The organism is Terriglobus roseus, from assembly GCF_900102185.1.
Classification (GTDB): Bacteria; Acidobacteriota; Terriglobia; order Terriglobales; family Acidobacteriaceae; genus Terriglobus; species Terriglobus roseus_A.
In genome coordinates, this window is record NZ_LT629690.1 from 4,102,005 (window position 1) to 4,122,115 (window position 20,111).

The 20,111-nt window shown below is 58.1% G+C and carries 15 protein-coding genes; 12 read left to right on the forward strand and 3 right to left on the reverse strand.

Translation table 11 applies throughout. The features are described from left to right. The first annotated feature begins 21 nt into the window (after nt 1-21). From lpxC to BLT38_RS17200, 6 genes are all read left to right on the forward strand, one after another. Complete coding sequence (gene lpxC / locus BLT38_RS17175) at nt 22-924, forward strand: UDP-3-O-acyl-N-acetylglucosamine deacetylase (protein WP_231966584.1); 903 nt, start codon at nt 22-24, stop codon at nt 922-924. Between the two features lie 7 nt (nt 925-931). Next, on the forward strand, nt 932-1,408 hold the full coding sequence (folK, locus tag BLT38_RS17180; RefSeq protein WP_083347160.1) for a 2-amino-4-hydroxy-6-hydroxymethyldihydropteridine diphosphokinase: 477 nt from the start codon (nt 932-934) through the stop codon (nt 1,406-1,408). Nucleotides 1,409-1,426: 18 nt separating this feature from the next. Then, a complete protein-coding gene (locus BLT38_RS17185; RefSeq protein WP_083346284.1) occupies nt 1,427-1,747 on the forward strand; it encodes an ArsR/SmtB family transcription factor in 321 nt (106 codons plus the stop codon). Nucleotides 1,748-1,878: 131 nt separating this feature from the next. After that, nucleotides 1,879-2,628, forward strand: coding sequence for an SDR family NAD(P)-dependent oxidoreductase (locus tag BLT38_RS17190; RefSeq protein ID WP_083346285.1), 750 nt, complete (start codon nt 1,879-1,881; stop codon nt 2,626-2,628). 108 nt (nt 2,629-2,736) lie between these two features. After that, complete coding sequence (gene tgt, locus BLT38_RS17195; RefSeq protein WP_083347161.1) at nt 2,737-3,864, forward strand: tRNA guanosine(34) transglycosylase Tgt; 1,128 nt, start codon at nt 2,737-2,739, stop codon at nt 3,862-3,864. Nucleotides 3,865-4,066: 202 nt separating this feature from the next. Beyond that, a complete protein-coding gene (locus BLT38_RS17200; RefSeq protein WP_083346286.1) occupies nt 4,067-5,098 on the forward strand; it encodes a LacI family DNA-binding transcriptional regulator in 1,032 nt (343 codons plus the stop codon). 49 nt (nt 5,099-5,147) lie between these two features. Here the strand turns inward: BLT38_RS17200 and BLT38_RS17205 are convergent, their stop codons facing one another. After that, complete coding sequence (locus BLT38_RS17205) at nt 5,148-5,876, reverse strand: SDR family oxidoreductase (protein ID WP_083346287.1); 729 nt, start codon at nt 5,874-5,876, stop codon at nt 5,148-5,150. Between the two features lie 245 nt (nt 5,877-6,121). Here BLT38_RS17205 and BLT38_RS17210 point away from each other — a divergent pair, with 245 nt between their 5' ends. From BLT38_RS17210 to BLT38_RS17220, 3 genes are read left to right on the forward strand one after another with little or no spacing between them, the layout of a single operon-like run. After that, nucleotides 6,122-8,464, forward strand: a complete 2,343-nt coding sequence (locus BLT38_RS17210; protein WP_156785185.1) for a PQQ-binding-like beta-propeller repeat protein — start codon at nt 6,122-6,124, stop codon at nt 8,462-8,464. A gap of 5 nt (nt 8,465-8,469) precedes the next feature. Next, nucleotides 8,470-9,510 (forward strand): sugar phosphate isomerase/epimerase family protein, encoded by a 1,041-nt coding sequence (locus BLT38_RS17215; protein WP_083346289.1) that lies wholly within the window; start codon nt 8,470-8,472, stop codon nt 9,508-9,510. Next, nucleotides 9,507-10,769 (forward strand): MFS transporter, encoded by a 1,263-nt coding sequence (locus tag BLT38_RS17220; protein WP_083346290.1) that lies wholly within the window; start codon nt 9,507-9,509, stop codon nt 10,767-10,769. The genes BLT38_RS17215 and BLT38_RS17220 overlap by 4 nt, the downstream gene beginning before the upstream one ends. A 72-nt stretch (nt 10,770-10,841) precedes the next feature. Here the strand turns inward: BLT38_RS17220 and BLT38_RS17225 are convergent, their stop codons facing one another. After that, the gene (locus BLT38_RS17225; protein ID WP_172838327.1) at nt 10,842-11,609 is read right to left on the reverse strand and encodes an SDR family NAD(P)-dependent oxidoreductase; all 768 of its coding nucleotides are present in this window, start codon (nt 11,607-11,609) and stop codon (nt 10,842-10,844) included. 275 nt (nt 11,610-11,884) lie between these two features. Here BLT38_RS17225 and BLT38_RS17230 point away from each other — a divergent pair, with 275 nt between their 5' ends. The 3 genes from BLT38_RS17230 to BLT38_RS17240 all read left to right on the forward strand — a co-directional run bounded on the left by BLT38_RS17230 (nt 11,885) and on the right by BLT38_RS17240 (nt 18,498). Then, a complete protein-coding gene (locus BLT38_RS17230; RefSeq protein WP_083346292.1) occupies nt 11,885-15,235 on the forward strand; it encodes a TonB-dependent receptor in 3,351 nt (1,116 codons plus the stop codon). Between the two features lie 130 nt (nt 15,236-15,365). Beyond that, nucleotides 15,366-16,355 carry an N-acetylglucosamine kinase gene (locus BLT38_RS17235; protein ID WP_083346293.1) on the forward strand — a complete coding sequence of 330 codons (990 nt, stop codon included), beginning with the start codon at nt 15,366-15,368 and terminating at the stop codon, nt 16,353-16,355. Continuing rightward, the gene (locus BLT38_RS17240) at nt 16,330-18,498 is read left to right on the forward strand and encodes a PQQ-binding-like beta-propeller repeat protein (RefSeq protein ID WP_083346294.1); all 2,169 of its coding nucleotides are present in this window, start codon (nt 16,330-16,332) and stop codon (nt 18,496-18,498) included. The genes BLT38_RS17235 and BLT38_RS17240 overlap by 26 nt, the downstream gene beginning before the upstream one ends. Here BLT38_RS17240 and BLT38_RS17245 read toward each other — a convergent pair. Then, the gene (locus BLT38_RS17245) at nt 18,482-20,083 is read right to left on the reverse strand and encodes an arylsulfatase (protein WP_083346295.1); all 1,602 of its coding nucleotides are present in this window, start codon (nt 20,081-20,083) and stop codon (nt 18,482-18,484) included. The two genes, BLT38_RS17240 and BLT38_RS17245, sit on opposite strands and share 17 nt — an antisense overlap. Nucleotides 20,084-20,111 lie beyond the last annotated feature (28 nt).

The following is a 20,111-nucleotide window of genomic DNA, read 5'->3' on the forward strand; positions in this document are numbered from 1 at the left end:
TCGCCACACAGGGAATGCACGTTGCAGGAGGCAGTCAGCTTCAGCGGCGTGGGTTTGCATTCTGGCGCACCTGTGACCATGCGACTTGTACCCGCCGCCCCCGGCTCTGGCATCGTCTTCCGCCGCACCGATCTGGATAACTTTGAAATCCCCGCCAACGGTCGCAATGTGGCCAAGGTTTCGTACGCGACATCGCTGATGCGCCAGAGCGTTCTGATTTCGACGACAGAACACCTCCTCAGTGCGCTCATCGGCTGCGGCGTGGACAACGTCATCGTCGAAATCGACAATCTGGAAGTGCCCATCCTGGATGGCTCAGCGCTGCCCTATGTGGAAGCATTCGAGCGTGTGGGAATTCAGCAGCAGCGTCGCCGCCGCGAATATCTCCGCATCCTGAAGCCAGTGGAAGTCACTGAAAAGAGCAAGGATGGCCTGAAGTTCATCGGCGTATACCCCGGCAAGGGCTACCAGATCGATTACTCCATCGACTTTCCCGCACCCATCGGCACATCACGCTTTCTGGGCGACCTGCAGACGGGCGCCTATGCCGACCTGATCGCGCCAGCCCGCACCTTTGGCTTCCGCGAAGACGAACCCATGCTGCGCAACATGGGCCTGATCCGCGGCGCGGACGACACCTGCGCCATCATCATCGGCGATAAGAAAGTCCAGAACGGCCCACTGCGTTTTGCGGATGAGTTTGTCCGCCATAAGGTTCTGGATCTCATTGGTGACCTTGCCCTTGCGGGCCGTCGCATCCAAGGCCGAGTGGTGGCCGAACGCGCAGGACACGCCATGCATACCGCGCTGGTCAGCACGCTCTTGAAAGATCGTTCCGCGTGGGAACTGGCTCCGGAATTTGATGAAGAACCCGCCATGGAATCCTCTCTGAACGCCGCGTTTGCTACGCCGGTCCACGCCTGATTTCGCCGTGCCTCTCGCCGCCATCGCATTGGGATCGAACCTGGGTGACCGCAAGGCCACTCTCGCAGACGCTATTCGCTCGTTAGTCTCTGTTGGCAGGGTGGTTGCGGTTTCGCCTTGGATTGAAACGGAACCCGTGGGATACACCGATCAGCCCGAGTTTGTGAACGGTGCAGCACTCATCGAAACAGAACTGCCACCTGAGCTTCTGCTGCAAAAGCTGCTGCAAATCGAACGTGATCACGGCCGCGACCGCTCGCACGGCATCCAGAAAGGTCCGCGCACGCTGGACTTGGATTTGCTGCTGTATGCCGATACCGTTCTGGAAACGCCAGAGCTGACACTTCCGCATCCAGAGATGCATCGCCGACGCTTTGTGCTGGAACCACTTGCAGCGATTGCGCCGGAAATGAGCCACCCCCTGCTGCATCGCACAGTCGGTCAGCTTCTGCAGGAACTCGACGCGCCCGCGTATACTTCGTGAATTGCAGGCGGTTCCCCCATGGCAAAGAAAGACAAGACAGAACGGGAAGAAGCATCCGTACATCACAATGCGGAAGAACGCAGCATGATCGCCATTACGCGCGCCCTTGCTGACCCCACACGCCTTTCCGTCTTTCGCCGCATTGCAAATAAGGAAAACTCCACCTGCATGGATCTGCGCGGATGCCTGGAGATGAATCCGGCGACGCTATCGCATCACATCCGCCAACTGGAATCCGCTGGGCTGATTGAAACGCATCGCGATGGCAAGTTCGTGCGCGCGGAAGTGCGGCGCAAGGTTTGGAAAAACTACCTTTCTTATCTGAAAGAACTCGCCTGATCCGGAACGCCTGTTTTATTACATTTTCACAAGCGTCAAAATGTTTCCTGAATCCTTTCCCGCTCCAGAGCAATCATTTCGATAGACATTGAAATGTTCGAAGCGAGACGCTTCGGGAGGATCTAAGGATCATGGGTAAGCTCAGCGGGAAAGTTGCATTGGTAACAGGCGCCTCCAAAGGCATTGGCGCAGCCATCGCAGAAGATTTGGCAGCAAATGGTGCGTCGGTCGTTGTGAACTACGCTTCATCAAAAGCGGGCGCGGATGCGGTTGTTGAAAAGATCACCAAAGCCGGCGGCAAGGCGATTGCCGTAGGCGCAAACGTTGCCAACCCGGAAGAGATCGGCAAGCTGATCGACGAAACTGTGAAGGCATACGGCAAGATTGACGTTCTCGTGAACAACGCGGGCATCTTCGATCCGGCTCCTCTGGAAGCCATTACGCCCGAACACTTTCACAACCATTTCAACCTGAATGTACTGGGCCTACTGCTGACCACGCAGGCAGCTGTGCCGCACTTCCCGGCTGAAGGCGGATCTATCGTCAACATCAGCTCGGTTGTAGCCACGCTCGCACCTGCTGCACTCTCCGTCTACAACGCCACCAAGGGCGCAGTGGACACCATCACCCTGACGCTCTCAAAGGAACTGGGACCGAAGAAGATTCGCGTGAACAGCGTCAGCCCCGGCATGGTGGTCACCGAAGGTGCCATCAGCAAGGGTTTCATCGGCAGCCCGTTTGAAGCCAAGGCAGTGGAAGAGACGCCGCTTGGCCGCGTAGGTCAGCCGGACGATATCGCCGCAGCTACCACCTTCTTCGCCACGGACGATGCGCGCTGGGTGACTGGCCAGATCGTGAAGGTTTCTGGCGGCGCACGCTAAAAACAACAGGTTTCTCTGCGCCTAACCCTCCGAGCTGGCGCAGAGATTCAGGTGGGCGGCACTGCTATCTGCGCGGTGCCGCCCATCGTTTTTTACAATCAAAGGCAGATGTCTCTTCGTTTTGAAATCCATCGCACGGAAAACTCCATGCGCCGCGCCACGCTGCACCTTCCCCACGGCAGCGTGGAAACGCCCGTCTTCATGCCTGTGGGGACGGCAGCATCGGTAAAAGCAGTTCCACAGGACATCCTCGAAACACTGGGCGATGACGGTCGTGGTGCCGAAATCATTCTGGCAAACACCTATCACTTGTACCTGCGCCCCGGCCATGAACTGATTCGCCGCGCAGGCGGCGTGCACAAGTTCATGAGCTGGAATCGGCCCATGCTGACCGATAGCGGCGGCTTTCAGGTGTTCTCACTCGCCGCATTACGCAAAATCACCGCGGAAGGTGTAGAGTTCCGCTCGCATCTGGACGGTTCCAAGCATTTCTTCTCGCCGGAACATTCCATTGACGTGCAGATTGCGCTGGGTGCGGACATCATCATGGCCTTCGATGAGTGCACGGAGCATCCAGCCACCTACGAACGCACGCGCGACAGCATGGCACTGACGCACGCGTGGGCTCAACGTTCGCTGGATCACTTCCACTCGCATTGCCAGGACGTGCCATGGTTCAACGAACTGGGCCAGCGGCAGAACCTCTACGGCATTGTGCAGGGCGGCATGTACAAAGATCTACGCACGGAGAGCGCGAACCGTCTGCTCGAGATGCGCGCGCCCAATGGCGAAGGCTTTGACGGTTATGCCATTGGTGGTTTGGCCGTCGGCGAACCGCGTGAAGTCACACGCGAGATCATTGCGCACACACTGGAACTGCTGCCCAAAGATAAGCCGCGCTACGTCATGGGCGTAGGCTATCCGGACGAGATCGTGGAATACGCGCAGATGGGTGTGGACCAGATGGACTGCGTGCTACCCACACGCGCTGCGCGGCATGCCCTGCTGTTCACCAGCGAAGGCCGCCTGAACATTCGTGGCAAGAAATTCAGTGAAGATCACGGTCAGGCCGATCCAGAGTGTCACTGCCCCGTTTGCCGACGTTATTCGCGAGCCTATCTCCGTCACCTGTTCCACACCGGCGAGCCGCTGGCCGCAACGCTGGCTTCAGTACATAACCTGTCGTTTTATTTAGACACAATGAGAAAACTTCGCGGAGAACGGATTGCCGGGTAAATTGCGCCGCCAGTTCTTCGTCACAGAGAATTGCAAAGAGGACACATTCCTGAGGTATGCTTTTTCGGAAACCTTTCCGAAAAATGCTTTCTTCGGGTATTGTTTGTCCGTGGCGCCTCCGGGAAGTTTGCGCCGACTCAAAAACTAAAGACAGGAACTCGCCGGTTTACGAAGCCCAATCTTCCTCCGGCACACGTGATTGATGGTGAAGAACGGAAACCCGGGAACAGGCGGTGTGACACTGCAGGCGGTGGCAGAAGCCGCAGGTGTCACCATTGCAACCGCATCGCGATCCCTGAACGATGCCTACGGCGTGCATCCAGAAACCAAGGCGCGCGTGCAGCGTATTGCGGAAGAACTGCACTACAAGCCCAACCGTTTTGCGCGCGGACTGGTAACGGGCCGATCGGACATGGTGGGCCTCATCGTCAGCGATATCCGTAACTCATACTTCGCTGAAGTGGCGCGTGGCGTGGAAGATGCCGCACTGGAATCCGGCCGCGACGTAATGCTGTGCAACAGTGATCTGAACGCTGAACGCCAGATGAAATCCGTGAACTCGCTGCTGGACAAGCGTGCGGAAGCCATCATCATGAACTCGGTCGCGTCGCTTTCGCGTGAGGATCAGCAGAAGATTGCCGCAGCGGGCGTGCCCATTGTGCTGCTGAATCGCCCCGGACGCGACACCACCTTCTCCACGGTGAATGCTGATAACGACAAGGGCGGACGGCTGGCCGCAGAATGTCTTTTGCGTAATGGGCATCGCAAGGTCATCAACCTCACAGGCCCGAAGAAACACGCCAACCTTTCCCGCCGCTCCACCGCATTCATTAAGACCATGGAAGCGCAGCGTGGCGCGCGCGTGAACACCATCCACACCATCAACACCATGCAGGGTGGCTACGAAGCGGCGATTGAAATCTTCCGCAATCTCAACGGCGAAACCGCGATTGCGACCGGCAACGACGCGATGGCATTTGGCGTGATGCGTGCTGCCATTGAAGCAGGCGTGCGGATCCCGCGCGATATCTCACTCATCGGTTTTGACGACGTTGAGTTGTCCGCCATGACCTTCCCACCGCTCACCACGGTTCGCCAACCGAAATATGAAGTCGGTCGTGCGGCGGTTGAGATTGTGCAACAGCTACTTAGCAGTGGCTCGAAGACGCCCATCCATCGAGTGGTGGATGTGGAACTGGTGGAACGCTCATCGGTGGCAAAACTCACCAAGTAAAAGCCAAAAGCCCCGGAGAATCCGGGGCTTCTGCTTGGATGAAATCCGATTATGCCTGAGAAGGAACCATTAGTAGCTCCGTAATGGTGACATGCGCGGGCGTCTTCATCACGTGGACAATCGTCTCCGCAACATCCTTAGGTTGCAGTGCTTTCTCTAGCGTGTCGGCAGAGAGTTTCTCTGGCCGCTTCTCCACCAGTTCCGTATTCGTCAGGCCGGGCATGAGGCAACAAGTGCGAATGCCGTTCATGCGCTCCTCGAGGCGGATGGCATGCGCCAGCCCCAACACGCCGCGCTTGGAAGCCTGGTACGCGGCGCCGGAGAGATCGGCAATCGCACCCGCCGTCGACGAAACAAACACTATGTGCCCTGCTCCTGCTGAACGCATACCCGGCAGCACGGCATGCGCCAAGTGAAACGCGCCAGTCAGGTTCACCTCCAGCACCTCATTCCACACCGCAGGCGGCATCACCTTCATCGCGCGTTGCGGCGTATTGGTACCGCTGGCGTAAACCGCAATCGCGATGTTTCCAATGTTCTTCTCTACATCCGCGACCATCGCCTGCATCTCTTCCAACGAAGTGACATCGGCTTTGCGCACGTGCAGCGTAATTCCCTCGGAAGCAAGCTGCTGCTTCATGGCGATCAGCCTGTCTTCACGACGCGCAACCGCCACCACCACTGCGCCTTCGCGCGCTGCGAGCTCCGCCGTGGCCTGCCCAATGCCGCTGGAAGCACCCACCACCAGCACCACTTTCCCCTGAAGCGATTCCGACATCCCAACTCCTCTTTGCACGTCTGCAATCTCAATTTTCGGAAGCGCTTACAAAGCTACCACTCCCGCCCCGCGAAAGGCGAGGGTATCCGATGTCGCAATACGGAGGTTGACAGCCGCGCGATGCTTGCCTGAAGATTCCTCGGAAGCGTTTCCGACACACAGGACCGGCACGAAATCCACACAGGAGAACACGGACGCGGACCGGGCCTTTGGAGGGCCAGTTCCGGGCTGGATCACCGCAGAACATGAATCGAAAACAAACCAGCTTCGGCCACTCCGCCACCCGCACCTTGGCTGCAGTGTTCTTTTGCGCCGCGACTGTTCTAACACTGCCCGCTCAAACGCCATCAGCCGCATCCGGCAAAGCCAAGTACAACAACTTCTGTGTTGGCTGCCATGGGACGGACGGCAGCGGAACGGAACACGCGCCAAAGCTGGCCGATAACCCCGACCTCCGCGGCAAAGACATTGCACGCATCCACAGCATCATCGCCGCCGGATTTCCCGCACAGGGCATGCCTCCGTTTGGCAGCATGCCATCCGCAGACATTGATGACCTGGCTGCTTACGTCCGCTCGTTGAACGTCACAGCGTCGGAAGGCACCGCCATCGGCAACGCCGAAGCAGGCAAACAGTTTTTCTGGAACGACGGCAAGTGCAGCACCTGCCACATGGTGCGCGGTGTGGGTTCCGCAACAGGCCCAGACTTGTCTGATGTTGGATCGCGCATGAGCGCACCGGCCATCCGCGCAGCACTGACCGCGCCGGACCTGCACATCACACCCGGTTACGAACTGGCCACCGCGATCACGAATGGCAAAACACTCCGCGGCTATCTGCGCAATCGCACCAACTACGACATTCACCTGCAAGACAAAGACGGCGGCACCATCCATCTGCTGCCGCTCTCGCAAGTAACCAAGCTAACCGTCGACGATCGCGCCGCAATGAAGCCGCTCACGCTGCCTGAAAAGCAGATGGACGATCTCACCGCGTACCTCGGCAGCCTGACCGGCGTGGATGGCCCCATGCCGGAGAAGAACACCGTCGTCACGCCCGGCGCCAGCATCATTGAGTTCAATGAAATCCTGCATCCGCGCAAGGGCGAATGGCCTTCGTACAACGGCAAGCTCAACGCAAATCGTTACAGCGACCTGACAAGCATCAACCGCACCAACGTCAGCCAGCTTCTCCTGAAATGGATTGCACCGATGCCTCAGCTTGGCCTGGAGGCCACGCCCATCGTCGTCGGCGACATCATGTACTTCTCTGGCCAGAATCGCGTGAGCGCGCTGGATGCAAAGACGGGCCGCACCATCTGGACATGGTTCCGCCCGCCCACATCAGGCCTTGTTGGCGATGCGTCGGTCGGCACGAATCGCGGCGCTGCGGTCTTCCGCGACAAGGTGTACATCACCACCGACAACGCGCATCTCATCGCCCTGAACCGTGTCACCGGCAAGCCTGTGTGGGAACAGACCATGCCGGAAGAGAAGATGAAGTACGGTTCCACCGTCGCGCCCATGATCCTGAACGACACCGTCATCGGTGGTGTCTCTGGCGGCGATTGGGGCGTACGAGGCTTCCTCGTCTGCTACGACGCTGAGACCGGCAAGATGCTGTGGCGCCACTGGACACTGCCCGGCCCCGGCGAACCCGGCATTGAAACATGGGGACCGGAATGGCCCAAGCTCGGCGGTGGATCAACCTGGCTGCACGGTTCGTACGATCCCGAAACCGACACGCTGTTCTGGCCAACTGGCAATCCGTGGCCTGACTCCGACGACCGCACGCGTCCCGGCGACAACCTGTACACCAACAGCATCCTTGCGATGAATCCGCACGATGGCAAAGTGAAGTGGTACTTCCAATTCACACCGCATGACCTTGCCGACCGCGACGCCGTAGAACCACCCGTCCTCGTCAACACAACATTCCAGGGCCAGCCACGCAAACTGTTGCTGCACGCCGATCGCAACGGTTTCTTCTACGTCTTTGATCGCACCAACGGCAAACTGCTGCTGTCGAAGCCTTTCCTGAAGCGCATCAACTGGGCAACCGGCATCGACGCGAATGGCCGCCCCATCCTGAACAAGTCGCTGCCCTCCACCATGCCCACCAAGCAGCGCAACTGCCCGGATAACGGCGCCAACTGGACCTCCACCGCATTCAGCCCAACAACGCATTGGTATTACATGATGACGATTGAGGCATGCGGCGATCCGAAAGCTGCCCCCGGAACGCCCGCAGCACAAGGCCTGCAACAGCGCTTCGTTCGCGCCATCGACATCGAAACTGCCGAAACGAAATGGGAGATTGCACAACCCGGGGCGCTTGTTCTGAAGACATGGTCCGGCGTGATCGCCACGGCAGGAGGACTTGTCTTCTATGCCGATCCCAACGGCGCATTCTGTGCCGCCGATGAGAAGACCGGCAAAATTCTTTGGCATTACGACACCAACGTGGGCATGAAAGGTCCGCCGATGACCTACGCCGTAGACGGCAAGCAGTATGTCTCCGTCACGGCAGGGTCAACGCTGCTGACCTTTGCACTGCCCGCAACCACCACATCGACCGCAAAGAGGTAACGCACATGCAGAACGAAACAGAATGGGGAATGTCACGCCGATCGCTTCTGCTGGGCGCAGCCATGGCAGGCGCAGCACAGGCTTTTGGAACAACGATGCGTGCTGAATCCACACGCAACATCACACCTACACCACCCGCCGGCCCGTTGAAGGTTTCCATCTTCTCCAAGCATCTGCAGTTCATGCCCATTGGAGAAGCTGCGATTGCCGCAAAGGACATGGGTTTTGACGCAATCGATATGACCGTGCGCGCAGAAGGCCACGTGCTACCGGAGAACGTCACCACCGATCTGCCGAAGGCCGTTGCTGCTGTGCGCAAAGCCGGACTGGAAGTCTCCATGGTCAGCACGGAGATCACGCCCGCCACCATGCCCATGGCGAAGAAGATTCTGGAAGCAGCCGCCGGCGAAGGCATCCATCACTATCGCTGGGGCGGCCTTAAGTACGAAACGAACAAGCCCATCGTGGCGCAATTGGATGCGATGCGTCCCGGCGTACGCGCACTCGCAGACCTCAGCCAAAAAACCGGCGTTGCCGCTATGTATCACACACACTCCGGCCCGGAAGCCATTGGCGCAACCATCTGGGATCTGTGGGAGATGTTCCGCGGAATCGACCCCAAATGGTTTGGCTTCAACTACGACATAGGCCATGCCACGGTGGAAGGCGGTTACGGCGGATGGATTTGCACCAGCAAACTATCTGCAGACTGGATGCGTGGTATCGCGCTGAAAGACTTCCTGTGGGCGCGCAATGAAAAGGGTTCAACGCATGCAGATCCCTATGACAAGAGCCTCGGCGCCGCTGGCGCATTTGTGCCGCACTGGTGCCCCATCAACGAGGGCATGGTGCACTTCGATCAGTTCCTCGGCATCGTAAAGGCGCAGAACTTCAACGGCCCGCTGCAACTGCACTTTGAATATCCGCTCGGCGGCGCAGAGAACGGCAAGACCACACTCACGCTGCCGCGCGAACAGGTGCTGGCCACTATGAAGAAGGATCTGCAAGCCGTGCGGGCGCACCTCGCAAAGCAGGGACTCGCATGAGCACATCAGCAATCACCAATCCATCCGCAGAAACAACTGCGACATTCACGTTGAGCCGTATGCGATGGGCCATGCTTGCCATGGCCTTTTTCGCTACGGTGATCAATTACCTGGATCGACAGACGCTCTCCGTTATGGCGCCTGTGCTGTTGGATCAGTTCCACATCTCCGCAGGCACGTACAGCCAAATCATCTTCGCTTTCATGCTGGCGTACACCATCATGAACGGCATCTCCGGGCCGTTGCTGGATCGTCTCGGCAGCCGCAAAGGATATTCGCTAACCATTGCATTCTGGTCTGCCGCAGAGATTCTCACCAGCCTTACCACTGGTGCATTCTCGCTCGGCATCTATCGCTTCCTGCTGGGTATGGGCGAGGCGGGCAACTATCCCGCAGGCGTAAAAGTCATCGGCGAATGGTTCCCCGCACGTGAACGTTCGCTTGCTTCGGGCATCTTCAACAGCGGTGCGGCCATCGGAGCCATGCTCGCACCACCACTGCTCGCGTGGTGTGCCATTAGCTTCGGATGGAAGGCATCGTTCGCCATCGTTGGCGTACTCGGATTCATCTGGATCGCGGTGTGGCTGCTCATCTATCGCACGCCACCCGTCAATCCTGCAGAGCCAACACTTCCCGCGCCATCCGTCCTCTCGCTCATTCAGGATCGCTTCGTGTGGCAGTTCACACTGAGCAAGGTATTCGCGGATCCCGTCTGGTACTTCTACACCTTCTGGTTCCCGCAATACCTGAAGATCGGTCACGGCTACACACTGGCGCAGATTGGAAAGATTGGTTGGATTCCCTTCGCCACCGCAGGCCTTGGCAACCTCGCTGGAGGCTTTCTAACCGCACTCATCATGAAGCGCGGTATTAACGATCAGACGGCACGACGCATCAGCGTTCTGTTCTTCTCCGCATGCATGGTCTGCGCATTTCCGGCGGCCATGGTCAGTAGTGCGGCACTCAGCATCGCACTGATCTCCACGGCTACCTTCGGCTACAGCGGCGCGCTGGCAAACGTACTCGCCATTCCGCGTGACCTGTATCCCAAGAACGCTGTCGCCTCGATCTGGGGTCTGGCCAGCATGGGTTCCGGCTTCGGCGGCATGGTCTTCAGCCTGTGCACCGGATGGCTCGTCGATCACTACTCATTCCGGCCAGTGTTCATGCTGTTTGGAACGCTGCCCATCATCGCAGCAACGCTCGTCTGGACACTGCCGCGCATTGCGCGCCAGCGTGAAAGTGCTCCGGCCCTCTGACCTCCGAACGGATGGCCACATTACAAAGGGCGCCCCACAGGGCGCCCTTCTTCTTTGTCTTCGTTCGGCAACTTACGCCATGAAGAATCCGCCATTGATCTCAATCACCTGGCCATGGATGAACGTGGCCTGATCGCTGGACAGAAACACCACCAGATCCGCAATCTCTTCCGCCGTTCCCAGCCTGCCGATCGGCGTTGCAGCACGCACACCATCCAGGCCTTCCTGCGTAGAGAACGAGCGGTGATAACCCGTATCTACCGTGCCAGGCGAGATGCAGTTCACACGCACACCCTGCGGCGCAAACTCCTTCGTCAGCCCCTTCGTCATCGTCGAAACCGCAGCCTTCGCCGACGAATAAGCCAGCGCACCCAAGCCGCCGCCGAAGCGTGCAGCCACTGACGACATGTTGATGATCACGCCGCTCTTGCGTTCGCTCATGCCACGCAGCACCGCCTGCGACAGGAAGAAGGCGCTGGTGAGATTCAGCATCATCACCTTCTCCCAAAGCTCATGCGTGAATTCCAACACGCGCGTGCGCTGCACAAGCGATCCAGCGTTGTTCACCAGGATGTCGATCTTCCGCCCCTCGGCATAACGGCAGAGAACCTGCGTTCCCTCCCATGAGACCAGGTCGGCCTGCACGATCTCGCCATCGGAACCGGCAGCACGGACCTGCTCCAGAACCTTCTGCGCCTCGTCGGCCTGCGTGTTGTAGTGGATCAGGACGTGGGCTCCCGCGGCTGCCAACGCCACTGCCGAGGCGGCGCCAATGCCGCTGCTGGCGCCGGTCACCAGCGCAATCTTTCCATTCAGTTGTTGTGTCTGCAAGCTGCTCATAGTTTCAGAAACCAGTCTTTCGTAGACGCCAGAGTTGGAAGCGTTTCCGACGATCATCCCTGCTGCATGATTCCTTTGTCAATCCACAGCGGAAGCGTTTCCGACAAAATTGTGCCACAGGTGCCTTTCGGGTGACGATTTTATTGACAACACATGTCGACAATGCGTATTTTCGGAAACGCTTCCGATTCTGCCAGATCCGCGCAGCCTTCTGATCGTCGAAAACGCTTCCGGAATCCCGGCAAAATCAAAACATTCAGACGGAGCAGACTCCTATGACACCGCTGCGCTTTTCCCGGAAGGCCATCCTCTCTGTATCGCTTGCACTTGCCTGCGTCACCGCGACCCACGCACAGTCCAACACCGGCACCATCCTCGGCACCGTGCAGGACGACACCGGTGCCGCCATTCCCGGCGCAACCGTAACCATTCGCAACCTGGGCACGGGTGAAACACGCACCGCCACCTCTGACAGCAGCGGCGTTTACAACGTTCCCAACCTGCAAATCGGCCATTACTCCATCACCATTGCGCATGACGGTTTCACCTCAGCGCAGATTGCCGATACCGAGCTGCAAGTGGCGCAACGCGCCACCATCAACCCTGTACTTCACGTCGGCGCAATCTCTGACAAGGTCGACGTCATCGCGTCGCAAACACCGTTGCTGAATGAAGCGTCTTCCGCTGTGGGCCAGGTCATTGATACGCAGACGGTGCAGAACGTGCCGTTGAACGGCCGCAATTTCTGGCAACTCACGCAGCTTACGCCGGGCGTCAGCTTCATTCAGGGTGGACAGAACATTGCCTCAGGCGGAACATCCATCCGCGCCAGCGCAGTCAACGTCAACGTGAACGGCCTGTCGCCGTCGTGGACCGGCTGGTATCTCGACGGCTCGAACATCACCGAATCGCAGCTTGGCGGCACGCTCATCTCGCCCAACGTCGACGCATTGCAGGAATTCAAGGTGGAATCCAGCAACATGCCCGCCGACTACGGTCACAGCCCTACCATCGTGAACGCCACGCTGAAGAGCGGCACCAACGCTTACCACGGCACGGCATACGAGTTCCTGCGCAACAACGCCTTCGACGCGAAGAACTACTTCTACGTTCCGCCCGCAGGTTCCACACGCCGCAACCAGCCGCTGCATCGCAACCAGTTCGGCTTCGCTGTCGGCGGCCCCATCGTGAAGGATCACACCTTCTTCTTCCTCGACTTGCAATCCACGCTGTACACGCTGGGTCAGAATTTTGACAACATCGTGCCCAGCGCTGCGATGCGAGGCGGAAACTATCAGGGCACGGGCATCACTCTGAAAGACCCGCTCACGGGACTGGCGTTTGCGAATAACACCATCCCATCCAACCGCATTGTCCCGCAGGCTCAGTTCTTCCTGAAGTATCTGCCGGCTGCGAACCAGGTTCGCGGCACCGTCTCTCACGCGGTACTGACAAACCGCCTGAAGCAGCAACTGGATCAGGGCGATATCCGCATTGACCAGACCTTGTTCTCAAAAGATCGCCTCATGGGTCGCTACTCCATCACCGACAACCATGAGACAGACCCGAACGCCTTCCCTGCTCTCGGCGGCTTCCCGCTACGCAGCCGAGGCCAGAATGTGGTGCTTCGAGAGACGCATATCTTCTCGCCGAAGTGGCTGACGGAAGCGCAGTTCTCGTACTACCGCAGTGTCTTCTTCTTCACCAGCTCACTGCAGGGTCAGAACATCAATCAGCAGGCTGGCATCAAGGGACTGGAAGGCCTCTCGCCCGATCAGTACCAGGGCATGCCGCAACTCAGCATCTCCAACTACGCCAGCTTCACCGGCCAAAGCGGCAACTACCCCAAACAAAACAAGATTCGTTCGTGGCAGTACGTTATCCGCTCCACATACACCAGCGGCAAACATGAAATTCGCTTCGGCTACGAAAACTTCCACGACACCAACACCTATCTCTTCGGTTCAAACTCAGTCGGCACGTTTACCTTCAGCAACTCCTACTCAGGCGACAACTTCGCGGACTTCCTGCTCGGCTATCCCGCATCCGCCCTGCGCAGCTACTTCCGCCAGCCCTGGGGCAACTACGTCAACTTCCAGACCATGTACGTGCAGGACGACTACAAGGCCACATCCAAACTCACGATCAACGCTGGCCTGCGCTACGAAATCAATCCCTTCTACAACGGCATCAAGGGCCAAACCTCTGGCTGGAACCCTGCCAATGGCAAGCTAGTCATCCCGTCCGATTTCTCCATGAACGCGCAGCCCGGCACCCCCTATCTGTACTCGCTGTTCTCAGACCGCATTCAAGGCAGCAACGACCTTGGTCTGCCAACATCCATTCGTCCCGCAGCCCGCGTCAATATGGGTCCACGCATTGGTCTTGCTTACAAGGCAGAAGAGAACACTGTTCTACGCGCAGGCTACGGCATCTTCTATCTCTTCCCGGATAACAACGCCATCAACAACACGCAAAACGTCGTTCCGTTCATCGCATCGCAAACTCTGAACAACAACAACACGCCAAACTCAGCGAATGTACGCGTTCCCAACCTCACCTTCGGCGACTTCTACTCCGGTCAGCCCATCGTCGCCGCCAACACCAGCAACTCAGTCTGCTCATTTGGATATGTAGCGCTCTCCTGCTCGCAACCCAGCCTCACCACCATGGATCTCCGCGTGAAGAATACGTACGCGCAGGAATACAACCTGGCCGTGCAGCATCAGTTTGGCCGCAAAATCTCACTGGACGTGGCGTACGTTGGCAATCGCACACAGCACATCGTGCAGCCCTTCCAGATCAACGATCCGTTCCCCGGCGCGGGCACCATCCAAACGCGTCGTCCCTTCCCGCAGTGGGGCACCATCGGCCTCTCAAAGTACGCTGGCAACGCCAACTACAACTCACTGCAAACCAAGTTTGAAGCGCGCGCCTTCAACGGAGCCACATTCCTCGCCTCGTACACCTACGGAGCCTGCCTGACCGACGGCACCTTCAATGGCCAGACACGCGAGCAAAGCAGCAACATCCGTTATTACGGCCCCTGCAATTACGACATCAAACACAACTTCGTCACCAGCGGCCTGTATGAACTGCCCTTCGGCAAAGGCAAGGCGTTTGCCTCGGGCGCAAGCGGTGTGGTGCAGGGTCTCATTGGCAACTGGAGCCTCTCCGGCGTAGGCACCATGCAATCCGGCCTGCCCTTCACGCTGACCATCAGCACCGACCAGGCAAACACCGGCCTCGGTGGCCAGCGCCCCAACCTCACCGGTCGCCCGCAGATGGTTCGCAAACCTACCTGCTGGTACTACGACTCGCGCAACGCCTCCTGCCCGGCAGGTGGCACGGATATGTTCACTGTCCCCGCGCAATACACCTACGGCAACGGCGGTTCCAACACCATGCGCAACGACGGCTTGGTGCAGTTTGACGTCTCCGTTCTGAAGAAGGTCCCTTTCGGCGACACCCGCTCGCTGGAGTTCCGCGGATCGTTCTTCAACGTCTTCAACCACACCACCTTCGCCACGCCCGTGACGAATATCGACTCGTCCTCGGCAGGCCAGATTACGTCAACGCTCAATGCCGCCCGTTCCATCGAACTGGCAGCAAAAATCTACTTCTAAAACGCAATGAGAAGGCCGCGGCGGAGAATTATTCCGTCGCGGCCTTTTTTGTTTGGAAATGCGGTAATAACATGGGACTTTCGGGGTGCAATACGCCCCATTCATGGCTTCAGCCAAGTAAAGTTACCTTATGGCGTATTTTCTGGCGATTGATGCGGGCGGCACAAAAACGGACTTTGTACTGGCCGATGAAACACGCACGCTGGCGCGGCAGCGCACCGGCACCATCAAGCGTCTTCGCACCGATGCAGATACAGCCCTAAAGAACCTGGAAGAAGGCCTTCGTGGCCTCACCGCGCAGAGTGGCATTGCCATGTCATCCGTGCTGCGCACCTGCGTAGGCACAGCAGGCGAGACCGTTCCCATGGTCGCCGATTGGCTGCGCGAAACCATCGCAGAACGCGTCAGTGGACAACTATTGCTTCTGGGCGATGTTGAGATCGCGCTCGACGCCGCCTTCCGTGGCGGCCCTGGCATTCTCGTACTGGCAGGAACTGGCTCCAACGTTGCGGGCCGCACACCTTCAGGCAAGATGGCCAACACCGGTGGATGGGGTCCTGTGCTCTCCGATCAGGGTTCCGGCCATGCCATTGGCCTGCGCGCCATCCGATCCGTATTCATGGCCATTGACGAAGGCCGCACCACGGCTTTGCAACAGGCCGTGATGGATTTCTGGAATCTTCCCTCGCTCGATCTGTTAATTGAATACGCGAACCGCACACCCGCACCGGATGTCTCGCGACTCGCGCAGCTTGTGTACAGCGTGGCGCAGCACGGCGATCCCGTTGCACAGGAAGTATTGAAAGCTGAAGGCGAAGCGCTTGCTCATCTTGTGCGTCTGTTGATTCGCAAGCTGCAAACATTGCAGGGCGATCCGGCTTTCGTTCCGCAGCTTGCATTTGCAGGCAGCATCATGGAACGCGTGGTGCCCGTGCGCGAAGCATTGATTGCATCGTTGCGCAAAGATTTTCCGTCGCTGCAAACGCGCGATGGCGTGGTTGATCCGATTGAGGGAGCGTTGTGGCGCGCACGCGACCAGCAGGCATTTGAAGCACGCGCACATGCAATCGAACAACGGACCACGGAGTCAGTCGATGCCACCACGGCACAACCTGCTTAGCTCTCTTGCCTTCACCAGTGTTCTCATCGCAACATCAGCCTTCGCACAAACAGCCGCAGACCCGCATGCAACATGGCGTGCCTACGGCGGCTCAGAAGACGGCACGCAATACTCATCGCTGAAGCAGATCGACCGAACCAACGTCAGCCATCTGCAGGAAGCATGGCGCGTCTCCACTGGCGATGGACGTGGTTACGTCTTCAATCCGCTCATCATCGGCACAACGATGTATGTGCTGGCACAGGACAACAGCATTGTTGCGCTGGACGCAGGCACCGGCAAGCAACTGTGGTCGCACCCGTTGCAGGCGAAGACACCACTGGTTCCCACGCGCGGCCTTGCGTATTGGCAGAGCACAGATGGCAAGGATCAGCGACTCATCTTCGCAGTCGACAATCAGCTCCGCGAAATTAACGCGGCCACCGGCAAATCCATCACCAGCTTCGGCAAAGAAGGCAACGTCGATCTACGTGAAGGCCTGGGCCGCGACATCAACAAGCTGACGCTGGTGCAGTCTTACAATCCTGGCCGCGTCTTCGGCGACCTGATCATCCTTGGCTCGGCCACCAACGAAGAATACGATTCCGCACCCGGCGACATCCGTGCCTACAACGTGCTCACCGGCAAGATGACGTGGATTTTCCACACCATTCCGCATCCCGGCGAATATGGTTACGACACATGGCCGAAGGACGCATGGAAGACCGTGGGCGGAGCGAATGCATGGGGCGGCATGGCGCTCGATGTAAAGCGCGGAATCCTGTACGTTCCCACCGCCAGCCCCAAGTACAACTTCTACGGTGCCAATCGCACCGGCTCAAACCTCTATGGCGACTCGCTGATTGCCATCAACGCAAACACCGGCAAGCGCATATGGCACTTCCAGATGGTGCACCACGACATCTGGGATTACGACAACCCAAACACACCCATGCTGCTCACCGTGAAACACAACGGCAAGGATGTGGACGTTGTCGCACAGACCAGCAAGACAGGCTACCTGTGGGTCTTTGATCGTGTAACCGGCAAGTCGTTGTGGCCCATTGAAGAGAAACCCGTACCGCAGGATGCAATGCCCGGCGAACACGTTTCGCCCACGCAGCCTGTACCTACAAAGTTAGAACCGTTCAGCCGTCAGACGTTCACCTCGAAAGACCTGAGCCCGTACCTCTCACCCGAAGAACACGCTCTACTCAAGAAGCAGATTGACGCAGCGCGCAACGAAGGCATCTTCACACCGCCCACAACCAAGGACACGGTAGAGATGCCCGGCAACAACGGCGGTGTGAATTACGGTGGCGCAGCCGTCGATCCAACGCACGGCTATCTTTACGTCGTATCCAAAGACCTTCCTGCAATGCTGAAACTGCAACTGCCTCCCGCAGTGCCAGTCGGCAATACTCCGGAAGCACGCGGCGCAGGCGTTTATGCCAACACATGCAGCCTGTGCCACGGCACCAATCGCGAAGGCAAAGCACCCGTCATCCCCACGCTGGTCGACATCAACAAACGACTCACCGAAGAGCAGATTCGTCAGACTGTTCGCTACGGCAAGAATCAAATGCCATCCTTCGGCAGCCTGCCCACTGCGCAAGTCGACGACCTGATGAAGTTTCTGAAGAATCCGGGTCTGCCCATCATTGAGAGCACAAACGCTGTACCCTCGGGCGATCCCGCAACACTGCGTTATCGCAGCGGCTTCGGCTTCATGTTTGCGGAAAGCGGATTGCCAGTCATCGCTCCGCCGTGGGCCACACTCACTGCATACGATCTGAACACCGGCAATGTCCGTTGGAAGATTCCACTGGGTGAAGTGCCGGAGCTGGCAGCCAAAGGCATCACCAACACCGGCGCGCATTTTCCAAAGGTGAACCCTGTCGTCACAGCAGGCGGACTCATCTTCACTGGCACACGCGATCGAAAGATTCGCGCACTCGATGCGGCCACCGGCAAAGTCCTGTGGGAGCACGAAGTGGACGCCGCACTGGAAGGCATGCCTGCCATCTACGAGATCAACGGCAAGGAATACGTTGTCTTCTGCGCCGCCGCTCGCGCCACCACATACACACACGCCGTCCCCGGACATCCCGCAGCGCAGGGTCCAATCCCCGGCGCATACATCGCATTTACCCTGCCCAACTAAGCAGCGGAATCTCTTTGGAATAACCCGGGAAGTTCGGCGAGTAAAGATCGTTACCTTTACGAATCGCCGGCTTCCCGTCCTGCACCCAATGCGGCCCGCGCACCTCAAGATGCTTCACCATGCGCGCACGCCACATCGCCAATGTCTCCGCATGCGCAGCCTCCGCAGACAGATCATGTAACTCAGCACGATCCTCCGCCAGATGAAACAACTGCTCCGTGCCGTCATAGCAATGGAAGATGTACTTCCATCTGCCATCGGTCAATGCCGTCCAATGATTGCTGGGGTCATATGTGATGGCATGTTCCAAATCAAGATACTCACGCCACTCCGTCTTACCGCGTAGCAATCCAAGCAGACTCTTTCCTTCCACATCTTCAGGAATCGCCACACCAGCCGCATCCAGAAATGTTGGCAACAGATCACGAATCTCCACCACCTGTGACATGCGCTTCCCTGCAATCTGCAACTGCTGAGACTTTGCAGGCCGCACCAACATAGGAATGTGCGCGGATGATTCATACGCATACGACTTGCGCCACATATTGTGATCACCCAACATGTCGCCATGATCGCTGAAGTACACAATCATGGTGTTGTCCAACATGCCGCGCTGTTCCAGCACGCGGAGGATGCGACCAATCTGCTCATCCACAAAACTCACACCGGCGTAGTATCCCTGCCGTGAGTTATGAATCTCCGCATCGCTGAACTTGCCATGCCACAGATCATCACGCTCGCTCGCGTGTGGCTCATACTTCTTCGCCCAATCACCCACAGCAGCTTTCGGCAGATCACGCTCATACATGCGAAAGAACCGTTCCGGCGGGTCATACGGGCTATGCGGTCGAATGAACGACACCTTCAGAAAGAACGGCTCGTCGCGCTCATACTGCTGTACAAAACGCACCGCCGTCTCACCTGTCCAGTGCGTGGCGTGCATCTCTTCGGGATAAGCAAACGGCTTGCTGCTGCGATCATTCCATCCCAGTCCCGTTGCATGCGGGTCTTTGTCCGGCATCTGCGACCAGAACCACGACTCATAATCGCAACGCGGCTCCGCGGACTGCGCATGTTTTCCTTCGCCCTTGTGGAACCAGTAGCTGCAATGTTCATCACTCACAAGGTGGTGATAGCCATGCGGATTCGTAATGGGATAGTAGTGATTCTTGCCGACGGACGTGGTGTAATACCCCGCCTTCGCCATGGCGGCGGCCTTCTCCGTCGTGTAAGGATTCGTGGCGATCGTGCCGTAGCCAAGCATTCCATGTCCCCACGGACTGCGCCCTGTCATCAACGCGCTGCGTGCGGGCGTGCAGCTCGGCGTGGACGAATACGCGTTTTCGAACACCACGCCTTCAAGCGCAATGCGATCCATGTTGGGCGTACGAATAGCCTTGTTGCCATACGCACCCATGCAATCCCATCGATGCTGATCCGCCATCAGCATGACGATGTTCACCTTACTCGAAGGTCGATACGGCTTGACCGGCAATGTCGTCGCGCTCTGCTGCGCTTCACCTTCCGCAAGCGGTCCATGTAGCAGCGTCGCACCACTCAACGACAAAAACGTTCGGCGATCCATGTCAGTCTCCCGCAACAGAATTCAACAC

What these genes read in the sequence shown, in the direction of transcription:
- BLT38_RS17205 (WP_083346287.1), bottom strand. Translation starts at nt 5,876, where the DNA reads ATGTCGGAATCGCTTCAGGGGAAAGTGGTGCTGGTGGTGGGTGCTTCC.
- BLT38_RS17220 (WP_083346290.1), top strand. Translation starts at nt 9,507, where the DNA reads ATGAGCACATCAGCAATCACCAATCCATCCGCAGAAACAACTGCGACA.
- BLT38_RS17240 (WP_083346294.1), top strand. Translation starts at nt 16,330, where the DNA reads ATGCCACCACGGCACAACCTGCTTAGCTCTCTTGCCTTCACCAGTGTT.
- BLT38_RS17225 (WP_172838327.1), bottom strand. Translation starts at nt 11,609, where the DNA reads ATGAGCAGCTTGCAGACACAACAACTGAATGGAAAGATTGCGCTGGTG.
- tgt (WP_083347161.1), top strand. Translation starts at nt 2,737, where the DNA reads ATGTCTCTTCGTTTTGAAATCCATCGCACGGAAAACTCCATGCGCCGC.
- BLT38_RS17210 (WP_156785185.1), top strand. Translation starts at nt 6,122, where the DNA reads ATGAATCGAAAACAAACCAGCTTCGGCCACTCCGCCACCCGCACCTTG.
- BLT38_RS17230 (WP_083346292.1), top strand. Translation starts at nt 11,885, where the DNA reads ATGACACCGCTGCGCTTTTCCCGGAAGGCCATCCTCTCTGTATCGCTT.
- BLT38_RS17215 (WP_083346289.1), top strand. Translation starts at nt 8,470, where the DNA reads ATGCAGAACGAAACAGAATGGGGAATGTCACGCCGATCGCTTCTGCTG.
- BLT38_RS17235 (WP_083346293.1), top strand. Translation starts at nt 15,366, where the DNA reads ATGGCGTATTTTCTGGCGATTGATGCGGGCGGCACAAAAACGGACTTT.
- BLT38_RS17200 (WP_083346286.1), top strand. Translation starts at nt 4,067, where the DNA reads ATGGTGAAGAACGGAAACCCGGGAACAGGCGGTGTGACACTGCAGGCG.
- BLT38_RS17185 (WP_083346284.1), top strand. Translation starts at nt 1,427, where the DNA reads ATGGCAAAGAAAGACAAGACAGAACGGGAAGAAGCATCCGTACATCAC.
- BLT38_RS17245 (WP_083346295.1), bottom strand. Translation starts at nt 20,083, where the DNA reads ATGGATCGCCGAACGTTTTTGTCGTTGAGTGGTGCGACGCTGCTACAT.
- BLT38_RS17190 (WP_083346285.1), top strand. Translation starts at nt 1,879, where the DNA reads ATGGGTAAGCTCAGCGGGAAAGTTGCATTGGTAACAGGCGCCTCCAAA.